This is a genomic window from Cytobacillus oceanisediminis 2691 (assembly GCF_000294775.2).
GTDB lineage: Bacteria > Bacillota > Bacilli > Bacillales > Cytobacillaceae > Cytobacillus > Cytobacillus pseudoceanisediminis.
Map to the genome: position 1 here is coordinate 1,234,475 of NZ_CP015506.1, position 18,348 is coordinate 1,252,822.

General features: G+C 42.0%; 18 protein-coding genes, 1 tRNA gene and 1 riboswitch. Of the genes, 14 read left to right on the forward strand and 5 right to left on the reverse strand.

All coding sequences use genetic code 11. From position 1 onward, the window contains the following. From A361_RS06360 to A361_RS06370, 3 genes are all read left to right on the forward strand, one after another. Positions 1 to 1,038, forward strand: coding sequence for a Gfo/Idh/MocA family protein (locus tag A361_RS06360; protein WP_019381354.1), 1,038 nt, complete (start codon positions 1 to 3; stop codon positions 1,036 to 1,038). An 18-nt stretch (positions 1,039 to 1,056) separates the two neighbouring features. Continuing rightward, positions 1,057 to 2,025 carry a sugar phosphate isomerase/epimerase family protein gene (locus tag A361_RS06365; RefSeq protein ID WP_019381355.1) on the forward strand — a complete coding sequence of 323 codons (969 nt, stop codon included), beginning with the start codon at positions 1,057 to 1,059 and terminating at the stop codon, positions 2,023 to 2,025. Between the two features lie 347 nt (positions 2,026 to 2,372). Beyond that, a tRNA-Gly gene (locus tag A361_RS06370) sits at positions 2,373 to 2,446 on the forward strand. Between the two features lie 124 nt (positions 2,447 to 2,570). Here the strand turns inward: A361_RS06370 and A361_RS06375 are convergent. Further along, positions 2,571 to 3,239, reverse strand: coding sequence for a B3/4 domain-containing protein (locus A361_RS06375; protein WP_019381356.1), 669 nt, complete (start codon positions 3,237 to 3,239; stop codon positions 2,571 to 2,573). 107 nt (positions 3,240 to 3,346) lie between these two features. On the opposite strand from A361_RS06375, the gene queG reads away from it, so the two are divergent. From queG to A361_RS06400, 5 genes are all read left to right on the forward strand, one after another. After that, positions 3,347 to 4,480, forward strand: a complete 1,134-nt coding sequence (queG, locus tag A361_RS06380; RefSeq protein WP_019381357.1) for a tRNA epoxyqueuosine(34) reductase QueG — start codon at positions 3,347 to 3,349, stop codon at positions 4,478 to 4,480. Positions 4,481 to 4,680: 200 nt separating this feature from the next. After that, positions 4,681 to 5,559: an amidase domain-containing protein gene (locus A361_RS06385; RefSeq protein WP_019381358.1), complete on the forward strand. Its 879-nt coding sequence runs from the start codon at positions 4,681 to 4,683 to the stop codon at positions 5,557 to 5,559. A gap of 62 nt (positions 5,560 to 5,621) precedes the next feature. Continuing rightward, a complete protein-coding gene (gene trmL, locus A361_RS06390) occupies positions 5,622 to 6,095 on the forward strand; it encodes a tRNA (uridine(34)/cytosine(34)/5-carboxymethylaminomethyluridine(34)-2'-O)-methyltransferase TrmL (protein ID WP_019381359.1) in 474 nt (157 codons plus the stop codon). Positions 6,096 to 6,192: 97 nt separating this feature from the next. Next, positions 6,193 to 6,942, forward strand: a complete 750-nt coding sequence (gene nfsA / locus A361_RS06395; RefSeq protein ID WP_019381360.1) for an oxygen-insensitive NADPH nitroreductase — start codon at positions 6,193 to 6,195, stop codon at positions 6,940 to 6,942. A 409-nt stretch (positions 6,943 to 7,351) separates the two neighbouring features. Next, a complete protein-coding gene (locus A361_RS06400; RefSeq protein WP_009331560.1) occupies positions 7,352 to 9,247 on the forward strand; it encodes a PrkA family serine protein kinase in 1,896 nt (631 codons plus the stop codon). Between the two features lie 401 nt (positions 9,248 to 9,648). On the opposite strand, the gene A361_RS29845 is transcribed toward A361_RS06400, so the two are convergent. Next, on the reverse strand, positions 9,649 to 9,789 hold the full coding sequence (locus tag A361_RS29845; RefSeq protein WP_019381364.1) for a hypothetical protein: 141 nt from the start codon (positions 9,787 to 9,789) through the stop codon (positions 9,649 to 9,651). Between the two features lie 118 nt (positions 9,790 to 9,907). Between A361_RS29845 and A361_RS06405 the strand changes: the two genes are divergently transcribed. Together A361_RS06405 and yhbH are read left to right on the forward strand one after the other, a co-directional pair. Beyond that, positions 9,908 to 10,093 (forward strand): hypothetical protein, encoded by a 186-nt coding sequence (locus A361_RS06405; protein WP_009331558.1) that lies wholly within the window; start codon positions 9,908 to 9,910, stop codon positions 10,091 to 10,093. Positions 10,094 to 10,397: 304 nt separating this feature from the next. Beyond that, on the forward strand, positions 10,398 to 11,570 hold the full coding sequence (gene yhbH, locus A361_RS06410) for a sporulation protein YhbH (RefSeq protein WP_019381365.1): 1,173 nt from the start codon (positions 10,398 to 10,400) through the stop codon (positions 11,568 to 11,570). Positions 11,571 to 11,628: 58 nt separating this feature from the next. Here the strand turns inward: yhbH and A361_RS06415 are convergent, their stop codons facing one another. After that, the gene (locus tag A361_RS06415; protein WP_019381366.1) at positions 11,629 to 12,243 is read right to left on the reverse strand and encodes a general stress protein; all 615 of its coding nucleotides are present in this window, start codon (positions 12,241 to 12,243) and stop codon (positions 11,629 to 11,631) included. Between the two features lie 203 nt (positions 12,244 to 12,446). Between A361_RS06415 and A361_RS06420 the strand changes: the two genes are divergently transcribed. Both A361_RS06420 and A361_RS06425 read left to right on the forward strand, forming a co-directional pair. Continuing rightward, positions 12,447 to 13,085 carry an NUDIX hydrolase gene (locus A361_RS06420; RefSeq protein WP_019381367.1) on the forward strand — a complete coding sequence of 213 codons (639 nt, stop codon included), beginning with the start codon at positions 12,447 to 12,449 and terminating at the stop codon, positions 13,083 to 13,085. 75 nt (positions 13,086 to 13,160) lie between these two features. Beyond that, positions 13,161 to 13,262: riboswitch (SAM riboswitch) on the forward strand. 112 nt (positions 13,263 to 13,374) lie between these two features. Beyond that, positions 13,375 to 14,589, forward strand: a complete 1,215-nt coding sequence (locus tag A361_RS06425; RefSeq protein ID WP_009331550.1) for a homoserine dehydrogenase — start codon at positions 13,375 to 13,377, stop codon at positions 14,587 to 14,589. A gap of 406 nt (positions 14,590 to 14,995) precedes the next feature. Here A361_RS06425 and A361_RS06435 read toward each other — a convergent pair whose 3' ends face one another. Then, the gene (locus A361_RS06435) at positions 14,996 to 15,229 is read right to left on the reverse strand and encodes a hypothetical protein (protein WP_019381369.1); all 234 of its coding nucleotides are present in this window, start codon (positions 15,227 to 15,229) and stop codon (positions 14,996 to 14,998) included. 293 nt (positions 15,230 to 15,522) lie between these two features. On the opposite strand from A361_RS06435, the gene A361_RS06440 reads away from it, so the two are divergent. Beyond that, positions 15,523 to 16,665, forward strand: a complete 1,143-nt coding sequence (locus A361_RS06440; RefSeq protein ID WP_019381370.1) for a cation:proton antiporter — start codon at positions 15,523 to 15,525, stop codon at positions 16,663 to 16,665. A 77-nt stretch (positions 16,666 to 16,742) separates the two neighbouring features. Here A361_RS06440 and A361_RS06445 read toward each other — a convergent pair whose 3' ends face one another. Continuing rightward, positions 16,743 to 17,348, reverse strand: coding sequence for a DNA-3-methyladenine glycosylase (locus A361_RS06445; RefSeq protein ID WP_019381371.1), 606 nt, complete (start codon positions 17,346 to 17,348; stop codon positions 16,743 to 16,745). A 132-nt stretch (positions 17,349 to 17,480) separates the two neighbouring features. Between A361_RS06445 and proC the strand changes: the two genes are divergently transcribed. Then, complete coding sequence (gene proC / locus A361_RS06450) at positions 17,481 to 18,296, forward strand: pyrroline-5-carboxylate reductase (protein ID WP_009331542.1); 816 nt, start codon at positions 17,481 to 17,483, stop codon at positions 18,294 to 18,296. The last annotated feature ends 52 nt before the right edge of the window (positions 18,297 to 18,348 follow it).

Sequence of the window (18,348 nt, forward strand, 5' to 3'; positions counted from 1 at the left end):
ATGAAGAAACTTCGGATCGGGATTATTGGTGCTGGCGGAATAGCCCAGTCCAGGCATATTCCCGTTTTACTAAAATTATCGGATAGTGCTTCCATAACAGCTATTTGCGATGTGAATGAGGATACTGCAAAATTGGCTGCAAGGAAGTTTGGAATTAGCAGCGTTTTTACGGATTATAAAGAAGTATTCAGTGAAACAGATGCCGTAGTTATTTGTACACCGAATAAGTTTCATGCTGAGATTACGGCTGCTGCACTGGATGCCGGGCTGCATGTGTTGTGTGAGAAGCCGATGGCCATGACAGCAGAAGAATGCAGGAAAATGATAGAAGCCAGAGACAGGTCGGGAAAGGTTTTGGCCATTGCCTACCACTACCGGTTTATGAAAGAGGCTCAGGCTGCCAAAAAACTCATTTCAGAAGATGAAATTGGTCTTCCATTTGCTGCCAGAGCACGGGCGATGAGAAGAAGAAAGGTGCCGGGATGGGGTGTTTTCACCAATAAGGAACTTCAGGGCGGAGGAAGTTTGATTGATTATGGATGCCACTTGCTTGACCTCTCGCTTTGGCTTCTGGGAAACCCGGAGGAAACCGGGGTTTCCGGTACAGCTTATAATACATTGAGCAGAATGCCAGAGCAGGTGAATCTATGGGGAGGTTTTGACCATCAATCCTTTAATGTCGATGACCATGTGACAGCTTATATAAAATTTGCCAATGGGGCATCCCTGCTTTTTGAAACCTCATGGTCGGCCAATATCGAACGGGATGATGAAAGCCTCAGCCTTTCAGGGCAGGGTGGAGGAATTGATTTATTCCCATTCAGTTTGAACCAATCCAAACATGGAATGCTCCTTAATACACGCTCAGAATGGCTGCCGGGGGAGGATGACTATGCTTTGGCGCAGGCACGGAACTTTATTGACAGCTGTTTGGGGAGGGAAGAATTCATAGTTAAAGCAGAAGAAGCACTGCAGACAACCAGAATTATTGATGCGATTTATAAAAGCAGTGAAATGGGCAGAAGAGAAATACTTTAGAAGCGAGGAGGGGATTTTATGAAGCTCGGCGTATTTACCGTTTTATTTGCTGAGAAGAATTTTGAAGAAATGCTTGATCATGTGGCATCTGCAGGTCTTAAGGCTGTTGAAATCGGAACGGGGGCTTATCCCGGAAACGCTCACTGCAGCCTGAACGAGCTATTAGAAAGTAAAGAACTTCGGGCTGATTATCTGAAAAAGATTTTATCAAGAGGTCTTGAAATCAGCGCATTCAGCTGCCATGGCAATCCGATTTCCCCTGATAGAGCATTTGCAGAGGAATCGGACCGCGTGTTATATGACACGATTAGGTTAGCCAGCTTAATGAATGTTCCGGTTGTTAACTGTTTTTCAGGCACTGCAGGTGATGGGGAAGGGGCCGAGCATCCGAATTGGCCGGTTGCTCCATGGCCGAATGAGTATGGAGAAGTGCTGAAATGGCAATGGGAGGAGAAACTCATTCCTTACTGGAAGAAAGCCGGGCAATTTGCAAAAGACCACAATGTGAAAATTGGTCTTGAACTTCATGGCGGATTCCTTGTGCATACTCCTTATACACTTCTAAAATTAAGGGAAGAAACCTGTGATGCCATTGGTGCCAATCTGGACCCAAGCCATTTATGGTGGCAGGGAATCGACCCTGTGGCAGCAATAAAGATTTTGGGAAAAGAAAATGCCATTCATCATTTTCATGCAAAAGATACCTATATTGACCAGGAAAATGTTAATATGTACGGTTTAACAGATATGCAGCGGTATGGAAATGTCCAGACCAGAGCGTGGACATTCAGGTCAGTCGGGTGCGGACACGGCCTGCAGGAATGGTCGGATATGATGAGCGCTTTGCGAACATTTGGGTATGATTATGTTGTCAGCATTGAGCATGAAGATCCGCTTATGTCTATAGAAGAAGGATTTACAAGGGCAGTCAGGAACCTTAAATCGATCTTAATTGAAGAGCAGCCTTCAGAAATGTGGTGGGTGTAACATTCTTAGCAGGGAAGGATTTTAAATCCTTTCCTGTATTTTCGACAAATTTCTCAATTGGGGTTGACCATTCCGGCTGAATTTAGTATTATTAAATAGTTGATTCGACACAATGTTTATTTTGCTGTTGATAAAAATCGACATTGGATTTTGTCATAATCTCATTACTGATTAAATATAAGTACACAAATGCGGGTGTAGTTTAGTGGTAAAACCTCAGCCACGAGCCAACACATCCATGAATCATCTCCGAGTTGCCTCGACGCATAGGCTTCCATGAAAAAGCTTTTAGAGGAAGAGGCATGCAAGTACGGGAAAAAAACAGTAGTCAGTAACTTCATATAAATGCGGGTGTAGTTTAGTGGTAAAACCTCAGCCTTCCAAGCTGATGATGAGGGTTCGATTCCCTTCACCCGCTCCATACATAGCCAACGCAGTGTTTCGTTCAAAAAGAACGAGGTATTGCGTTTTTTCATGTTCTTTGGCTATTGAGCAAAAAAATCGGGTGGCATCCGCGGATTCCACTCGATTTTTAATAAACTTGTTTAACATCCAATTACCTTAAAGGTTCCTTCTCCACCATGCACTTGAGAGTACATGTTCATTAGGGACTCAACCATTTTTTCAGCCTTTTCCATTTCCAGAGAAGGGCGCAAATAAACGATTTGAACGGCATTTTTAGTCTGTTCCGTCACCGCTGTCCTTTCAGAGTCGACAAACGGACTGCCAAATGGCCCTGCCGCATCTTCACTAATAATTAAATTGGCAAGTGAGTTGGGTCTTCCGTTTAGACCGTTATATTCTTCGCCTTCTTTGCCTAACCTGATAGTCAGATTGCCTGAAAGCTTATCTGCGTCATACACGCCAATCGGTATTTGATATTCGAGGGAAAAGAAGTTGTTAATATCTATGGAGCTGTTGACCGGCTGCAGATAATTTTGTTTCTTAATTCTTCGGTACAGTGCTTCTGCAGAGTGGCGGTACCGATTTGGATCCTTGCCTGCTGTTTTGAAAATCTGTCTCCATTCTTTGATCCCTTCATATTCTGTAACACTCTTGTCCTCTAAGTCAAAATAAATTGATTCCTGAAATAATTGGAGTCTGCCCTTTACCATTTGAGGAGATTGTCCGACTTCTATATTTTTATATGTAATGAATCCAATTTTAAATTGGGGAATTAACCTGCACAACTCGGGAGCAAACGTAATTTCCAAGCTTTCCACCTCCAAAATTACTTTAAAATAGTTTATCATAATAAGCGGTGATTCAATAAATTAAAGACTTTCATATAAATCAATTTTTCATGAAAGGAGGTTATACAATGGATTTTGCCCAATTCAAGCAGGAAGTGATTGAATACAGCAAAACAATTGGCATAGATAAAATCGGTTTTACAGCAGCCAGCACTTTTGATGAGATGAAAAATAGACTGATTCGCCAGCAGGAACTTCAATATCAATCTGGATTTGAAGAGCCCGATATTGAGAAGAGAGTGAATCCCAGCCTCCTATTGGACAAGCCCAAATCCATTATCTCAATAGCTGTTGCTTACCCTTCCAAAATGAAGGTCAGAGTGGTCAGCAAAAGAGGTGAGAGAAGAGGCATTTTCTGCCGCGCTTCATGGGGTAAAGACTATCATCATATCTTGAGGGAACGTCTACAGAAACTTGAGGGATTCATTCAGTCAAGAATACCTGAGGCGTTATGCAAATCCATGGTGGATACAGGTGAGCTTGTGGATCGGGCCGTAGCGCAGCGTGCCGGAATTGGCTGGAGCGGAAAAAACTGTTCCATCATTACACCGGAATTCGGATCGTATGTCTATCTAGGAGAAATGATTACGAATCTGCCATTTGAGCCGGATAAACCAATGGAAGACAGATGCGGCAGCTGCAATAAATGTGTAGACGTCTGTCCGACTGGTGCTTTAATTCAGGGAGGTCAGCTTGATGCACAGAAGTGCATCGCGTTTCTGACACAGACAAAAGGCTTTCTTGCTGAGCCGTATAGAGAAAAACTGGGTAACAGACTTTATGGGTGTGATACCTGTCAAACCGTATGCCCTGAAAATAAAGGCAAGGATTTTCATCTGCACGAAGAGATGGAGCCGGATCCGGAAGTGGCAAAGCCGCTTTTAAGGCCGCTTTTATTTATCAGCAACCGTGAATTTAAAGAAAAATATGGTCCGGTTTCAGGCTCCTGGAGAGGGAAAAAGCCGATCCAGCGAAATGCCATTATCGCCTTGGCTCACTACAAAGACGAAACAGCTGTAGAAGATCTGATTAAAGTCATGACAGAAGATCCTCGGCCGGTGATCCGTGGAACGGCTGCCTGGGCACTTGGGAAAATTGGCGGTGAGAAATCATTAGCTGCCCTGGAAAAGGCTTTGCAGCAGGAAAAAGACGGAGAGGCTATTGCTGAGATTGAAAAAGGTTTAAGTTTTATTGAGAAATGATGAGGGAGGAATCTCCCTCTTTTTCTATGCCATTTTTATGAAAAATTCTAATTTTTCCTCAGTCCAACAATATGCAAAGAGTAAAATTCAAATGCAGAGAAACTGTTCAGTCCGGCTGACTTACTGTTATATTGCACGAAAAATTAAGCAAAGTCCTCTGCTTTCTCTCATATGTATTGAATAGGAGAGGAGTGAGATGCGTGAGGGACCAGCTTCAGGAGCTGTTAATAAAAAGAGTGCAGCAGTGCGTTTCCCATTCAAGAAGTTCAATTCATACCTGCCCTAAGATTGAAAAGAAGAAAGAATCTCTTACCGCCCGGTCCGGTGAGATTGTTAAAGCCCAGGCAACCGGAAAAGTGATCAAGGTCGGCGGGGAGAAGGATGACGTGAAGCAGGTTGAATACAGAGTTCACTTTAGATATTTAATTAAGCAAAAAGGCGTGTTCTATATGGAAGAAGAAATTGAAGAGCGAACAGCCGACTTTTATAAAGGAGTGTTCGTCGAGGATCGGGAGAAAAACCCTTTTAATGAGATTCAAAAAGATGAAGCGTCTCCAGACCATGAATATGGAGAGGAAGAAAGGCTTGTATATGAGTATGACCGCATGAAAGCAGTGCAGTATGCAGAAAAATGGTGGAACAGCTATAATCCGGCTTATAAAAAATTTGAAGTGGATTGCACCAATTATATTTCACAGTGCCTTCATGTAGGCGGCGGCCCGATGAGAGGGTATCCTAACCGCGGAAAAGGATGGTGGATGAGAAGCGGAAATTGGAGCTACAGCTGGACGGTAGCGAATTCATTGCGATGGTATCTGCCGAGTTCGAATTCGGGGTTAAGAGCGGAGGAAGTCTCCAGTCCGGATCAGCTCTTAATTGGAGATGTTATTTGCTATGATTTTCAGGGAGACGGGCGATTTGACCATACAACCATCGTGACGGGAAAAGATGCCTCAGGAATGCCCCTGGTCAATGCCCATACTTATAACAGCCGAATGCGTTATTGGGCTTATGAAGATTCAACAGCCTATACACCGAATATTAAATATAAATTTTTGTCTATAACTGATGACCAGTAATTTGTAAGGTGATTTCAAAATGATATAATAACACATGCAGATTTAATTCAGAGGTGAAAAAAGTGGGATTGCATGTAGTATTATATCAGCCGGAAATTCCGGCCAACACTGGTAATATAGCCCGTACTTGTGCGGCTACTGATACGACATTGCATCTGATCCGGCCGCTTGGCTTCTCGACAGATGATAAAATGCTGAAGCGTGCAGGCTTGGATTATTGGCAATTTGTAAAGATCGTCTATCATGAATCATTGGACGATTTCTTTAATAGCAGCGAAGGCGGTGAATACTTCTACTTAACGAAGTATGGCACCAAGCCGCATTCCACTTTCGATTACAGCAATGTCGGGAAGGATTATTATTTTATTTTCGGCAAAGAAACGACGGGCCTTCCGAAGAATATCATTGAAATCAACAAAGAACGCGCATTAAGGGTTCCAATGAACGATAAAGTCCGTTCGCTTAACTTATCCAACACTGCAGCCATTCTTGTTTATGAAGCACTGCGGCAGCAGGATTACTTGCATTTAAAATAGGAAACAGCTGGCCTGGTATTTTTCGGGCCTTTTCCTTTGGAGAATACTTTCCTTTCTGGGTAAAATGAAAAAGTATATATGGAAAGGATGAGTTGTGATGAATGAAGTGATCAATTTGCTGATGGACCATCGCTCCGTGCGGAATTTTGAAGATAGGCCTCTGTCCAAAGAACAGATAGAAACGATTGTACTTTCTGCTCAAGCTGCGTCCACCTCAAGTTTTGTTCAAGCCTATTCAATAATCGGTATTACCGATAAAGTGAAGAAAGCGAAACTTGCTGAATTTGCAGGCAACCAGAATTATGTAGCAGAAAATGGCCACTTTTTCGTATTTTGCGCTGATCTGCATCGTCATGAAGTAATGGGACAAATGGAAAATATTAATGTAATTCCCTCCATTGAAAGCACAGAGAAATTTATGGTGGCTGTCATTGATGCAGCATTGGCTGCACAGAATGCTGCGGTTGCTGCTGAATCGCTGGGATTGGGAATATGCTATATTGGCGGAATAAGAAACAATCTTGAAGGTGTAGCTGAACTTTTAAAAACACCGGATCGCGTAATTCCTTTGTTTGGACTGGCTGTTGGCTATCCTTCCAAAAAGAACGATAAAAAGCCAAGGCTTCCTCTTCAGCACATATACCATGAAAATGAATATAAGCAGGATGAAACTGCCTACCGCGAAGAGCTGGAAGTGTATAATAAAATCATTTCCGAGTACTATGATGAGCGTACGGGCGGCAAGCGGAATGACACGTGGACTGGTCAAATCGCCGGCATGCTTGAAAAGCAGACACGAATGTATATGAAGGGTTTTGTACAGAAAAAAAAGATGGATTTGAGGTAGGGCTATAAAAAAGAGCCTGTGTTCCGAAATAAGAGAAAAGCTGCTGAATGATCAGCAGCTTATTTTTTGCTTACGCCTGGCTTGTCATCATAACCAGCAGCGAAAATAGCAGCAAGGAAAGCAACCATTACACCGATAATAATAATTGTACCCATGTATATGTAATCCTCCTTTAGCGGTATATCAATAGGCAAGCTTGTAAATATAAGCTTATTATAGCCCAAAAATGAATAACTGTGAATGAAAAGTATGGAGTTTTTTTTACAGTTAGATCCCGCAGCAAAGTGTTCCTTATAATTAATCCCCATAAAAAGTACAAACCAAACTCTCAATAGTTTACGCATGTTCGATTGCCGGGGCGCATAGAGTATATTAATCGTCTCTGATAATGCGACAGGGGGAGGTCCTTATGGATATTCTAAAAAAAATTGAGATGTACAGACACGAGGAAGAAAAGCTTAAATGGGAAGGGACTTTTGGAGAGTATTTAGAAATTGTTAAAGAGAAGCCATGGGTTGCCCAGTCAGCACATTCACGGGTATATAATATGATTAAGGATGCCGGTGTCGAAGAAGTGAAGGGGCAAAAAAGATATCAATTTTTCAGCAATCAGCTCTTTGGATTAGAAGAAGCATTGGAAAGGCTGGTAGAAGAGTATTTCCATCCTGCTGCCAAACGCCTCGATGTCCGCAAAAGGATTCTTTTATTAATGGGGCCGGTCAGCGGCGGTAAATCAACTTTAGTGACAATGCTAAAGAGAGGTTTAGAGCAATATTCTCACGCTGATAGGGGAGCGGTCTATGCTATTAAGGGCTGTCCAATGCATGAAGATCCGCTTCATTTAATCCCGCATCACCTCCGTAAAGACTTTCATGATGAATATGGAATAAGAATTGAAGGAAACCTCTCGCCATTGAATAGTATGCGTCTCGAACAGGAGTATGGCGGCCGTATAGAAGATGTTTTAATTGAAAGAATCATTTTCTCAGAAGACCGCAGGGTGGGAATTGGAACTTTCAGCCCATCAGATCCAAAATCCCAGGATATTGCTGATCTGACTGGAAGCATTGACTTTTCAACCATTGCTGAATATGGTTCAGAATCAGATCCTCGTGCCTATCGTTTCGATGGGGAACTAAATAAAGCAAACCGAGGGATGATGGAATTCCAAGAAATGCTGAAGTGCGACGAGAAATTTTTATGGCATTTATTGTCCCTGACTCAGGAAGGCAACTTTAAAGCAGGGCGCTTCGCCTTGATATCAGCGGATGAGCTAATTGTTGCTCACACGAATGAAACAGAGTACCGTTCATTCATTTCTAATAAAAAGAATGAAGCTCTGCACTCAAGGATTATCGTTATGCCAATCCCATATAATTTAAAGGTTTCAGAGGAAGAGAAGATTTACGATAAAATGATCCGAGAAAGCGATGTTTCCAATGTGCACATTGCACCTCATACCCTGAGGGTTGCAGCGATGTTTACGATTTTAACCCGCATGAAGGATCCGAAAAAAGGCGATATAGATTTAGTTAAGAAAATGCGTTTGTATGATGGAGAGAGCGTTGAAGGCTATAACAGGGCTGATGTGGAGGAATTGAAAAAAGAGCATGCAGATGAAGGCATGAGCGGTATTGACCCGCGTTATGTTATCAACAGGATCTCTTCTACAATCATCCGTAAAAATATTACGAGCATCAATGCGCTGGATGTATTACGGTCGCTTAAAGAAGGGTTGGATCAGCATCCATCCATTACTCCAGAACTGAAGGAAAGATACCTGAACTTTATTTCTCTGGCCCGCAAAGAATATGATGATATTGCGAAGAAAGAAGTACAAAAGGCATTTGTTTACTCTTATGAAGAATCTGCAAAAACGCTTATGGAAAACTATCTTGATAATGTTGAAGCATACTGCAATAAAGCGAAGCTTCGCGACCCATTAACCGGTGAGGAAATCAGTCCGGATGAAAAACTGATGCGCTCAATCGAAGAGCAGATCGGCATCTCCGAGAATGCGAAGAAAGCATTCAGGGAGGAAATCCTCATCCGCATCTCAGCTTACGCAAGAAAAGGCAAGCGCTTTGACTATAATTCGCATGACCGTCTGCGTGAAGCTATCCAGAAGAAGCTTTTCGCTGACCTGAAAGATGTCGTGAAGATCACCACATCTTCAAAAACGCCTGATGAGCAGCAGCTGAAGAAGGTGAATGAAGTTGTAGCAAGATTAATTGACGAACATGGCTATAACTCAACATCAGCAAACGAACTGCTCCGCTATGTTGGAAGCTTGCTGAATCGTTAAAAAAAAGCCTGGCAGGATAGCTGCCAGGCTTTTTTTGCGGATGAATAAAGAGCTGAATTAGGAGGGGCGCAAATAAGTGGAGTTCAGGAGCAATCATGGCAGAAGAGAACGCGATAAAGAATAGGGAAGGCGTAATGACATGGGTTACAGCGCAAAAATCAAAATGGGCAGCGCAAATCAGCTGGATATCGGCGTAATTATGATACTAGAGGCAATAAAGAATGAGGAAGGCGCAAATAACACGGGTTACAGCGCAAAAATCAAATGTATCAGCGCAAATAATTGAAGAAGCGTCGCAATCAAGAAAAAGTCAGAATCGGAAAGCAAACCGCCAAATGTATTAAAAATGATAGATTCCAGGTAAAAATACCCCATATAAAAAAAGAGGCCCGAAAGCCCCTTCATCTATTTTTCTCTATATTTTGTGCAGCTTCTTTCTTTTTTTTCTGGCATTCAGGACAAATTGGCTTGTTTTCAAGATAAACTGTCCGATCATACAGTGATAATTCACCACACCAGCCGCAGCAAAGGATTTCGCTCATAAAAATCCCCCCCCTTTAGTATAATCCTATTTTCGCTTGGCCATTTTTATGCAGCAGATTCTGCCTAAAAGTTTAGATACGCCCAATTGGGGGTATAAATACAGCAGAGGTGATATTCATGAAAAAGAAAGAATTAGATAAGAATTATACACCGAGAAACAGCTCAATGGCAGAAAATATTGAAGAAATGGAAAACCTGGGAAAGCAGATGGAAAATTTGCGGACCAATAAAGAATTAAAAGAGGATTATGATAAATATCCCGATCCCATTCAGCATAAAAACAAGGACAAGAACCTTCGCTAAAAGCGGAGGTTCATTTTTGTTTAATTAGGCAAATCCCCATATTAAAAAATGGGCTTGTCTAAAAGATGATGCGAATGTCTTATTGTCAAAATTATTTGTAAATTATTTTGTCTTCTCGCATATGATAGAGTAATAAACATTTCTTTGTATTGGTGCATTAATAATAAATTTGCTGCCAGGAAATGAGTCTATGAAAAGAAGGCAGACTGCTGAATTGGGGATGTTTCATCATTTTTTGACACTCGCGATATTGTATGTTGGAAAGCTGTAATGTGTGAAATTTAATTTAAAAGGAGGGGTTAACATGACGAATGTCAATAACCATCAGTTTGTGATTTCCCAAGAAGATTGGTCCCTCCATCGCAAAGGCTATGATGACCAGCAGCGTCATCAGGATAAAGTCCAGGAAGCAATCCGCAACAATTTGCCTGATTTAATAACGGAAGAAAACATTGTAATGTCGAATGGGCGGGAAGTAGTGAAGATTCCAATTCGCTCTTTGGATGAATACAAAATCCGTTATAACTATGATAAAAACAAACATGTCGGCCAAGGCGATGGAGATAGCCAGATTGGAGATGTAGTGGCACGTGACGGATCCGGCAGCCAGAAAGGACCCGGAAAAGGGCAAGGGGCAGGCGACCAGGCAGGCGAGGATTATTTTGAAGCAGAAGTATCATTGATGGAAATTGAAGAAGCTTTATTTAAACAATTGGAATTGCCTAATTTAAAAAGAAAAGAGCAGGATGAAAATCTGGTAGAGGACATTGAATTTAATGATATCAGAAAGACTGGATTAATGGGCAATATTGATAAGAAACGGACCATGATGTCGGCATTCAAGCGGAATGCAATGAATGGAAAGGCAGCTTTCCACCCAATTTATAAGGAAGATTTGAAGTTCAAGACCTGGAATGAAATTGTAAAGCCTGATTCAAAGGCTGTCGTGCTTGCAATGATGGATACGAGCGGATCGATGGGGATTTGGGAAAAGTATATGGCCAGAAGCTTTTTCTTCTGGATGACCCGGTTCCTGAGGACCAAATATGAGACAGTCGAGATAGAATTTATTGCCCATCATACTGAAGCAAAGGTGGTCTCAGAAGAGGACTTCTTCTCAAAAGGAGAAAGCGGGGGAACCATTTGTTCATCTGCCTACCGTAAAGCGCTTGAACTGATTGATGTCAAATACGACCCGCGCAAATATAACATTTACCCTTTCCACTTCTCAGACGGTGATAACCTGACCTCTGACAATGCCCGCTGTGTTAAGCTGGTGGAAGATCTTATGAAGGTGTCCAATATGTTCGGGTACGGTGAGGTCAACCAGTATAACCGCCACTCGACCTTGATGTCAGCCTATAAAAATATTAAAAATGAGGATTTCCGCTATTATATCCTTAAGCAAAAAGCAGATGTATTCCATGCGATGAAGAGTTTCTTCAAACAGGAGGAAGATAAGAAGAAGTATGCTTAAGAGAGGGGAACCTCTCTTTTTTATTCGGGAAAAAAGACCCCACACGGGGGGCCCTTTGCTATTTGTGCCTTTCCTTTGTAAGCCGATTATCCCAGTTTAATTCAGCACTGGTTTTCACAACTTCAGACTTTGGTGAAACATGAACACGAGTAAATTCCTGATTATCGGCAGCACATGAGCTACCGGATTTATCTGCCAGTGTTTTGATATCTGTTTCATGGACAACTTCCCGTGCTGAAGCGCTTTCGAGGTACCCTTCTGAGTCTTCAGCACTGACCCTCTGATTGCCTTTCTGGGTAGTGGGATAGTTTCCGTAGTAATCCGCGATTAAGACATATTTTCCATCAAACACCATACTTGCGTATTTATCCAGGTCATGTTCATCAAACCGTATACCATCTTTTTTATCAGGATCCATTCCTGAACTTGTGGCTGGATCTTCTCCCATAAAAAGGGCTTTCACTGAATCAAGAAAGCGCTGATTGCCGAGCTCCTGGGATCCGACTATTCGTAAGTTCACTCCATGATTGTCTGCAAAGCTTTCAAGATTCGCTCCATCTTTTGAAACAATCACCAGGTTGTCTTTCTGATACCCGTTTGACTCTGCCCCTTCAATAGCTTCTCGTAGCTCTTCCTGTGTAGCATACCCGCCTATTAATATATTTTTCTTCATATTTTCACTCCTCATGTCATATTATATTTTCTATTTCCCCTGATTTGCAGGAGGAGAAACTTTCTTTTTCTTTTGAAGGGCGGACAGTTAGACTGTCCTGTATCATTACATGGTACAAGCCGTATGAATTAATAAAACACAGTAAATACAGTATGATAAAGATGTAGCCAATAAATTGGAATTTCTGCTGGAGGTGGGGGTATATGGAGATTGAAAAACTGGCTAAAAGGTTAAGTAACAGGACCCCAGTCATTTTAGGGAGTGAGCGATTTTCGAAATTCGCTATTTTGCTTCCGCTTGTTGAGATAAATAAGGAAACACATGTCCTTTTTGAGGTGCGTTCACTTACAATGAGAAGGCAGCCTGGGGAGGTCTGTTTCCCCGGGGGAAGAATAGATCCGGAAGACAGGGATGAGGAGCATACGGCTATCCGTGAGACCTCAGAGGAACTTGGTGTAAACGAAGACAGCATCACAGATGTGTCCCCGCTGGATTACATGATTTCCTTCGGACAAATTATTTACCCTTATGCAGGCATTATCCATAATCCTGACCAGATCGTGCCAAACCCTGACGAAGTAGAAGAAGTTTTTACCGTGCCTCTTTCCTTTCTAAAAAGAGTAAAGCCGGAAACGTATCACGTGAATTTTAAAGTAGAGCCCGAAGAAAATTTTCCTTTTGACTTGATTGCCGGAGGTGAAAATTACAATTGGCAGACAAGGAAAGTAGAAGAAGTATTTTACTTTTTTGAGGATAAGGTTATTTGGGGGCTCACTGCCAGAATTCTTAAGCATTTTCTTGAAATCATTATTGAAGATTTCGAGGAAAATGAAAGCGGTTGAAGAAAAAAATTTCAAAAAAGGTTGACGAAGTCCTTATAAATGTTTATGATTCATATAAATTGAATACTTAGAAACTTCTTATCAAGAGAGGCGGAGGGACTGACCCTATGAAGCCTCGGCAACCAGCATTTATGCACGGTGCCAAATTCAGAGGAATACATTTTCCGAAGATAAGAAGGCGGAATGAACGGAATGTAAATTCAAACCCCTTCTTGTCTGTAATAGACGGAAGGGGTTTTTTGTTTTTATAGGTATCTGCTCTTTAAATATTAACCAGGGGGAATGAGAAATGTCAGCGTTAACGATTGGGCTATTGGGGTTTGGAACAGTTGGAAAAGGAGTGTATGAAACGATCAGCAAACATCAGGGAAGGCTTCAGGCGATATTCGGGAAAGAAGTGAAGGTCTCCGCCATCCTTGTCAAAAATGTGAGTAAGCATTCTGTGCCTGATGATGACGTGCTTTTAACTGATGATTTTCAAGAAATTATTGAGCTTCCCAAGCTTGATGTCGTAATTGATGCCATTGTTGGCAGGGAGCCAGGCTATACGTATTTGCGCCAGGCAATATTGAGAGGATGCCATGTCATTACTGCAAATAAGGAGATGTTTGCATTCCATGGAAGTGAGCTTGCGAGGCTCGCAAAAGAACATAATGTATCATTAGGATTTGAAGCAACAGTCGGAGGCGGAATCCCAATAATTCAGACTATCAAGCAGCTGCTGAATGCGAACAAGATTGAACGGATCGAAGGTATATTAAATGGCACGTCCAATTTCATTTTGACAAGTATGCGCGAAGAGAACTTATCATTTGAAGAAGCACTGAAAATAGCTCAGGAAAAAGGATATGCAGAAGCCGATCCCAAAAACGATATCGAGGGATATGACGCTTTTTTCAAAGCGGTTGTTCTGAGTGAGCTGGTGTTCGGGAAAGCACCGGCACAGGAAACATCTGTTAGAGAAGGCATTACTGACATTACAATTGAACAAATCCGTATGGCTGACTCCCTGGGACTGAAATTTAAACATGTAGCATCGATTGAGAGGGAAAAAGATGCTATCCGCTGTACTGTAAAACCGGTCCTGACAGCGGAGGCACATCCCTTGTACAGAGTAGAAGGAGTGCAAAATGCAGTTTCAATTGATGCGGATATAGTCGGGAATATCAGCCTGCAGGGTCCTGGAGCCGGCATGTTTCCGACAGCCAGCGCAATTATTGAAGATTTGATTCATGTAGGCAGAACAGATATTCCTTCAGTCTTTGAGGAAGGCAAGTCGGAATGGACTGTTCTTGACGAGCCAGTTTGGATTATTTGGGGTGATGCTAATGCAGGATTGCCTGAGGGATGTGAAATAATCAGTAAAGTGTCAAAAGATGTCTTCATCTTTAAGGCATCATTGGAAGCTGTGTCATTATTAGATACATCAGATTTGAAAGCTTATCAGGTGCTTGGAGACTATGCTCCGGCTGTAAAGGAAAATAAACAAGTACAGACGGTATAACCTGAAAACATAATGAAAAAACAGGAGGGGCAAGCTTATGAGCTGCCCCTCCTGAAGTATGTTTAGAGATGGTGGATGTTATCGCAGTCTAAGGGGCAGTAAGCCTCCTTCTTCAAGACTCAGAGGAATCGAAAGAGGATAAGTGGGAGTCCACTGCCCATAAAGGCCCGACAGCAGAACAAAGACTAAAAACGCCACGTCCTCCCAAAAGCTGCGCTTTCGGTCGTGCGATGTATCGCTGCCGTCGCTTTTCTTGTCCTGTGGCAATGTCTTTGTAACATACTTCCGCCCAAAAGCTGTCGCATTTGGTCGTGCGATGCTCATGCAGACGAAGCCTTCCTTGTCCTGTGGGCCTCAACTTACAATCAGTGGGCTATAAAGCCCCCCCGCTGATTGAAGTTTCACTTTATGCCTGCTGGTTTTTTAACAAAGGATTATTTAATCCAGAATAAAGGTCTTTTACATGGACCGTTACAATCTTAGCGCCAATCTGGACATGGACCATATTATCAAAAACAGCTGTTACCAGGCCGTTTAGTGAAACATTTGCACCAATATTTAGATCTTTGTTGGGAGTTTTAACATTTTTCTTATCTGCCATCGTAACACCATCCCATTCGGTTTTATTGAACTTATACATAGAATATTGCCTTTTTATAGTAAAATAAACGCTTTAATAAAAAAAGTCCAGTAATATAGCTCGTTTTTTTATCGACAAATTTTATTGGTGCCAGGTACCTGTCGAATTTTCTTTATATAAATAATTAAGTATTCATTTCCGAAATTAAATACAGCCTAAAAAACAATCCATGGAGGGAATAAAACAATTTGTGCTATCCGATTTTGGATCTAACTGACAGGAGTGAAATTCAGACAAAGAGGGTATTAATAGTCCGTAAAAATACAGTTTCAGAAAAGGATGAATAACGGAATATGAATATGCCTCTTGCAATTGGGCTCATTTTTATTGCCCTTTATATAACTGCAATAATCGGGATTAAAATCTTAAGAATTCCCGATATCGTTATTTATATTATTTTAGGAGCAGGCATCGGTATTTTTGGATTTTACAAAGAGGCGAAAGTAATTGAAGCTGCAGGTGAAATTGGCTTAATTCTGCTATTCTTTCTGCTTGGCACAAAATTCTCTGTGCGAGAATTAAGGAATAACGGAAGGAAGGTCTGGAAATCCGGGCTATTGGATGTTTTTTTGGGAGTGGGAGTGACTGCGGGAATTGCCTATGCAGCAGGTCAAAATATGTTTGTCTCTTTATTGATAGGCGGAATCGTATATGCAACCAGTTCTTCAATTACTGTTAAGCTGCTGGAATCAAAGAATCGCCTTGAAGATAAAGACTCTGAATATATTCTATCTCTTCTGATTTTTGAAGACCTCGCTGCCCCGATTCTTGTGACCGTTCTGATTGGGCTGAGCGGTGGAAATAGTTTCTCCGCTGCAGACTTTCTGTTTATTTTTCTGAAGGTATCTCTCCTTGCTGGCGCTGCAGTTTGGATGAGCAGAATAGTTCTTCATAAAGCCCAGCATTGGATGAAGAAAGTTGCTCATGAAGATTCCTTTTTGATTCTTGTTCTTGGAGTTGCGATTACCTATGGAGGATTTGCAGTATTTCTGGGGCTATCAGAGGTTATTGGCGCATTTCTTGCCGGCATCATACTTGCCGGAACGGAGGTGAAAGAAAAAACAGAGGAAGTTGTACTTCCCGTCAGGAATCTGTTTCTCCCATTTTTCTTCTTGAATTTCGGGCTTTCGCTTGAGTTTAATGAAGAAATTCCTTCTCTGGGTCTTCTGGTTATTATTGTTACCTGGTCCATCATTCACAAGCTTGCTGCAGGATATTTTGGAGGGCAATGGTATGGCCTATCGAAACAGGAAGCTCTAAAGGCGGGATTATCATTATCATCAAGGGGAGAATTCTCTGTAATTATTGCCGGATTGGCCACAGGAGGCCTTAAAGTATTTGCAGGGGCTTATATCCTGATTGCAGCTTTGGTCGGCATGTTGCTGTTTCAGTTATCATCCTGGATCCATTCACGGGTGCAGAAGAATTCCGGTTAATAGCATAAAAATTTCCGGAAAATCTCTTCTTTTGAAGAGTTTTTCCGGTTTGCTGTTTATTAATTTCTTCCTTCCTCTTACTTCCTGTTCCGTGAAACATAAGGATTTTCAGCAATCCAAAATCTCCAGGGATAATTCCGCGCATCACCGGAATTATCAATTCCGATTCGTTTTCCGCGTGTGACTTTCCCGGGAGGAATTCCTTTAGCAATCATAAGAGGAGGGCTTGTAAAACGCCGCCCATAATCATCTATTGTAATATTGAGAGCTTTGGTTAATTTACCAGGTCCATTAGTTAGGTTCTTAAGATCATCCATTTTTCGTCTTTTCTTCATTAAATCAAGGCCGTCTACAGGTTCAATTCCCCTGATCAATACAGCTTCAGGCTTTTCCTTTGGGCCGCTCACAACATTAACCAAACAATGGGTATGAATCACATACGTGTAGACAAATCCGGGTTCATTGAACATGATTTCGGTCCGCTTTGTTCTCCTGTTCCCAAAGCTGTGAGCTGCCCTGTCTTCCGGGCCCATATATGCTTCTGTCTCAACGATATAGCCTGAGGCGATGCCCTCTTCCGTTTCTTTGATCAATAAGCAGCCCAGCAGTGCTTCCGCCAATAGTAGTGTCGGCTGCTGAAAGAAGTCTTCTGGCAGTGGGGCATATGGTTTTATATCTTTCAAGATCAATCTCTCCAAACAGTATGTTATTAGTGTTGCAGCATCGTGTCTTATGTTTTTACCCTCTGCTATTTTTTCATAACCATACCTGCAGTATAATAGCAAAGGGAAATACTATACAGGATGTGGGCATTGATGAATAAAAATATCGGTTTTATCGGATGTGGAAAAATGGCTCAGGCCATAATTGGAGGAATACTCAAATCCAATCTGGTAAATCCAAGCCAGATTATTGCTTCAGCAAGAACGGAGAAGACGCTTGACGATGTAAAAAGCAGGTGGAATATACAAACACGCCTTTCCAATATTGGAGCAGCGGAAGAAGCGGATATAGTGTTTTTGGCTATTGAGCCTGATGCACATGGGGAAGTTATTGATGAGATTAAAGATAGCGTCCGTTCCGATGCCATCATTATAACCATTGCGGCCGGCATTAGTCTAACCTTTCTGGAACAGTCATTTGGCCGGAAAGTTAGAGCAATTCGAATCATGCCTAATACGCCATCATTAGTAGGAGAAGGAATGAGCGTCCTTTCAGCTAATGAATCAGTATCTCCAGATGATATGGAGGAAGTGGAAAAAATATTTTCATGCATTGGAAGAGCAGCTTTTATGGAAGAAAAGATGATGGATGCGATTCCTGCTATAAGCGGTTCTTCTCCAGCTTACGTCTATATGTTCATTGAAGCATTGGCAGATGGCGGTGTAAAAGCAGGATTGCCCCGTGAACAGTCTTATCAGCTCGCAGCACAGGCTGTTTTGGGGGCTGCCAAGATGGTGCTGGAAACAGGTCTGCATCCAGCGGAATTAAAGGATGAGGTCTGTACTCCAGGTGGGGCAACGATTGAAGCAGTTGCCGAGCTGGAGAGAAAAGGGTTCCGTGCAGCGGTAATGAGTGCAATGGATCAATGTTTTGAAAAAACAAAGGCTCTTTCAGGGAAAAACAATTAAACAAGATTTATTAACCTAAACCCGGCAGTTATACAACTGCCGGGTTATCTAA

Coding starts and splice junctions, on each gene's coding strand:
- A361_RS06360 (WP_019381354.1), top strand. CDS start 1: ATGAAGAAACTTCGGATCGGGATTATTGGTGCTGGCGGAATAGCCCAG.
- A361_RS06365 (WP_019381355.1), top strand. CDS start 1,057: ATGAAGCTCGGCGTATTTACCGTTTTATTTGCTGAGAAGAATTTTGAA.
- queG (WP_019381357.1), top strand. CDS start 3,347: ATGGATTTTGCCCAATTCAAGCAGGAAGTGATTGAATACAGCAAAACA.
- nfsA (WP_019381360.1), top strand. CDS start 6,193: ATGAATGAAGTGATCAATTTGCTGATGGACCATCGCTCCGTGCGGAAT.
- A361_RS06400 (WP_009331560.1), top strand. CDS start 7,352: ATGGATATTCTAAAAAAAATTGAGATGTACAGACACGAGGAAGAAAAG.
- A361_RS29845 (WP_019381364.1), bottom strand. CDS start 9,789: ATGAGCGAAATCCTTTGCTGCGGCTGGTGTGGTGAATTATCACTGTAT.
- A361_RS06405 (WP_009331558.1), top strand. CDS start 9,908: ATGAAAAAGAAAGAATTAGATAAGAATTATACACCGAGAAACAGCTCA.
- yhbH (WP_019381365.1), top strand. CDS start 10,398: ATGACGAATGTCAATAACCATCAGTTTGTGATTTCCCAAGAAGATTGG.
- A361_RS06415 (WP_019381366.1), bottom strand. CDS start 12,243: ATGAAGAAAAATATATTAATAGGCGGGTATGCTACACAGGAAGAGCTA.
- A361_RS06420 (WP_019381367.1), top strand. CDS start 12,447: ATGGAGATTGAAAAACTGGCTAAAAGGTTAAGTAACAGGACCCCAGTC.
- A361_RS06425 (WP_009331550.1), top strand. CDS start 13,375: ATGTCAGCGTTAACGATTGGGCTATTGGGGTTTGGAACAGTTGGAAAA.
- A361_RS06435 (WP_019381369.1), bottom strand. CDS start 15,229: ATGTATAAGTTCAATAAAACCGAATGGGATGGTGTTACGATGGCAGAT.
- A361_RS06440 (WP_019381370.1), top strand. CDS start 15,523: ATGAATATGCCTCTTGCAATTGGGCTCATTTTTATTGCCCTTTATATA.
- proC (WP_009331542.1), top strand. CDS start 17,481: ATGAATAAAAATATCGGTTTTATCGGATGTGGAAAAATGGCTCAGGCC.